The organism is Phocaeicola sp. RTP21198st1_B8_RTP21198_201120, from assembly GCF_040929485.1.
Lineage (GTDB): Bacteria > Bacteroidota > Bacteroidia > Bacteroidales > Bacteroidaceae > Phocaeicola > Phocaeicola dorei.
Map to the genome: position 1 here is coordinate 1 of NZ_JBCOCI010000176.1, position 3,021 is coordinate 3,021.

Annotated in this window: 2 protein-coding genes; both read right to left on the reverse strand. The window is 46.1% G+C overall.

The window, feature by feature from the left end; genetic code table 11:
- Positions 1-2,770 (reverse strand): DUF6443 domain-containing protein (locus AB5935_RS24110; protein WP_368327669.1); only part of this gene is annotated, 2,770 nt, incomplete at its 3' end.
- 22 nt (positions 2,771-2,792) lie between these two features.
- The coding region (locus tag AB5935_RS24115; protein WP_368327670.1) for a hypothetical protein at positions 2,793-3,021 on the reverse strand (229 nt) is incomplete at its 5' end.

Here is a 3,021-nt window from a genome sequence, read left to right on the forward strand (position 1 = left end):
CCTCAAGGCTTGATGTTGAATTATAAGTTTCAAGACCCCCTGATTTACCATCTTGCATATTATACATTCCAGAAAGTATTTTTTTATCATTCACAGTTATCGGCTCAACACCTGATCTAATGCTCATCAATCTATCATTAGTAGAGCCCTCTACAACAGTTTTGAAAAGCCTACCTGCACTGTTTACTGTATAATCATCTTTTCCATCAACATCTACTCTCAACACTGGATTATTCTTACAGTAGCTATATGGGCTCCAATTGTAATGCTTCTCACTTGATGGATCCACCGCATTCCACCTTCCAATCGCTACATCATACTGTCTTGCACCATAATCGTACCAATTCAATCCATTCTTTGTATCAAGTTCCTTACCATTATACTTATAAGGCTGAATACTCTTCTCCGCTGAAGCAAACGTGCCACCAAAGGGATAGTAATGGTTTACCTCTTCCTTTTGCCCCGTCTGATCTACAACTACGCGATTATTCCCCTGATGATCCTGCAAGTAGTAGTGATACTTCTTATCGGACAACGTAACATGTCCGGCATCTGTGAGCAACAACTTCTGTACACCATTCTCATAGATCACATTGCCGCAATAATCCGTTGTGGTAGTAGTGTTGCCTATCGTGTGCACAGTGCGCAACTTCGTGCCGTTCACTGCATACATATAAGTAATGGTACTGCCGTCCTTGAACGTGACTTTACTTGGCGAATTTAAACAATTATATTGAATATCAATAATATTCTTGTTTAAATCTTTGGTCATGTTGCCATTCTTGTCATAGGTGTATTCATTGTCCTGCTTCACGGCATCCTTGAATTCGAATCCGTTGTTGTAAGCCGACGCTGTGGCGGCATCATCCACACGTGTCAGCCAGTTGCCATCAAGGGTGAGTGTCAGGTCGTCAATCAAACCGTAGGATGAAGCGCCTATGCGTCCGTTACGACGGAGTGAAGTGAGGTTACTCTGCCTGTTATACGTGTAGGAGGTGTCATAGTTTGCGCAGGGGGATCCGTTCCATAAATACCCCGCAGCGGTCAACCGTGACATTTCGTCGTAGCTGAAGCGGTATCCATGCACTCCTGTGTCGCCTGCGGCTTTCCAACTCATGCCGGATACGTTTCCGTTGTAGCAAGGTGTGCTTCCGCCGTATGAGTCGTTGTAATGCAAGGTCTGGTTGAACAACGTATCGGTAGTGAGTGTCTTGATCCATGAGCGGACATTATAGGTATAATCCGTTGTAAGAGCAGAGTTGCCATGGCGTTTGCTGCTCTTGATTCGTCCCAAGTCATCATATGTGTTTTCAACGAGAGTCACTTCCTCATTCGTATTCAGCTTATGCTTTGTCGCTAAAAGGCGTCCTGCGTGGTCATACTCGTACGTACATTCTTCCGTTTGTGTGCTATATCCTGTGGCGGTATGGACATGTTGCCGCTTCAGGGGTTCCCCCGTAAAGCTGTAAGCTACGTATTCTTCCTCTATACCTCCCATGTGGTTCGTCGCCCGGCTTTGGATGATGCGTCCGCGTTCGTCGTAATAGAAAGCGGCATAATCATATCCGGTCACACCGGTAGCATCCATGCGGGCTGTAACTGTTCCTGTCAACAATCCTTTGCTGCTTTCCGAGCGAGTGCCATAGCCCGAGGGAGGTGTAACATAGTTCAGAGAAGCGGGAACTCCATGCTTGCCGATAAAAGAGTAGTCATCATAGTAGTTCACTGTATACACTACAGGATTTGTCATCGGGATATTCTCGGGAATATAGCCATGAAAGGCAGTGCCTGTATCATCCCGTCGCGCTTTCACATCGATTTCACACAAAGGGAAGTCATCGTAATAATAAGAATTGTGGCAAATGCCAGTGAGTACCGGACGATTCAATTCATCGCTAAGGGAGAAAGCCCATTCTCCACGAACACGTTGCTCGCCATCCTGCGAAAACACCTGGTGGTCGCCATGATCGTAAATGTAATAGATGGCGTCACGCTCCGGAAGTTTCTTGTAAACGCAGCGGTGCAGGAAGTCATAGCGGTAGGAATAACTACTCTGCGTATCAAAAGGTCCTTCAGGCTCATGCATTTTGGGGTAAGTGACAAAGGGCGGATAAACATTCACCAAATCATCGTGGTTGTTATATTGATAATAAACGAAATAGGGATCAGAACCGTCCATGCGTCCCGCCAGAATTGTACGTCCTAAACCATCTTTAAATTCATAGGCCGGATTCCCGTCTTCATCGGTAGTGCAGACCCCCAGGAAATTACCGGAGGGAATTTTATAATAAAGCCAAGAAAAGGATCGGGGATCGCGAGTGATGTATTGGTAGCTTACAGGATGCTCTACCCATGCCTCGCCCACTCCATGTTGTGCAACGGGTCTGTTCAAGGGAGAGGCTTCATACGTGGTCTGCAGGTACGGACGTACATCACCACCTGCCAATGAGCTTGCACCACTTTGTAAGGAAGAAAGGGGCATATAATTGCCATTTCCCGCTGACTTGGCAGGAAGCCAGGTGCGTAACTTGCGTCCCTGATCGTCATACTCTTGTAATGAAACAAGATCTTTCCTGTCGGGCGTAATGCCGCAATCTACTGTTTGAGAGGGACGTCCCAGACCGTCAAAGTATACCACCTGTTCACGGCAACCGCTTTGATCGGGCGAGGTGTAAGTACGTGTGCTGATATAGTTCTGTGAGGTGCTCACCTGCGACATGCATAAAAGAGAGCACAATAAGAGCGAAAGAAGTAAATATATTCGTTTCATAAGTTTGTACATATTTTGTTTATTAGTTACGGTAATGATAATCATATTCCTGCACGACACGTTTCTTGCTTTCCTCCACTACGTTGCCTTCGTAATAGTAATTCGCCTTCAGGCGCCCCAGTCCATCGTAGTCGTAATACGAAGTCTTCCCTGTAGGATCGGAGATCGAGGTAACACCTACCAACGGAAGATGGGTAAAAGTGGTAACATGTGCTTCCGAGAGAGACGTATGGTTGCGCAATGCCTTTAGC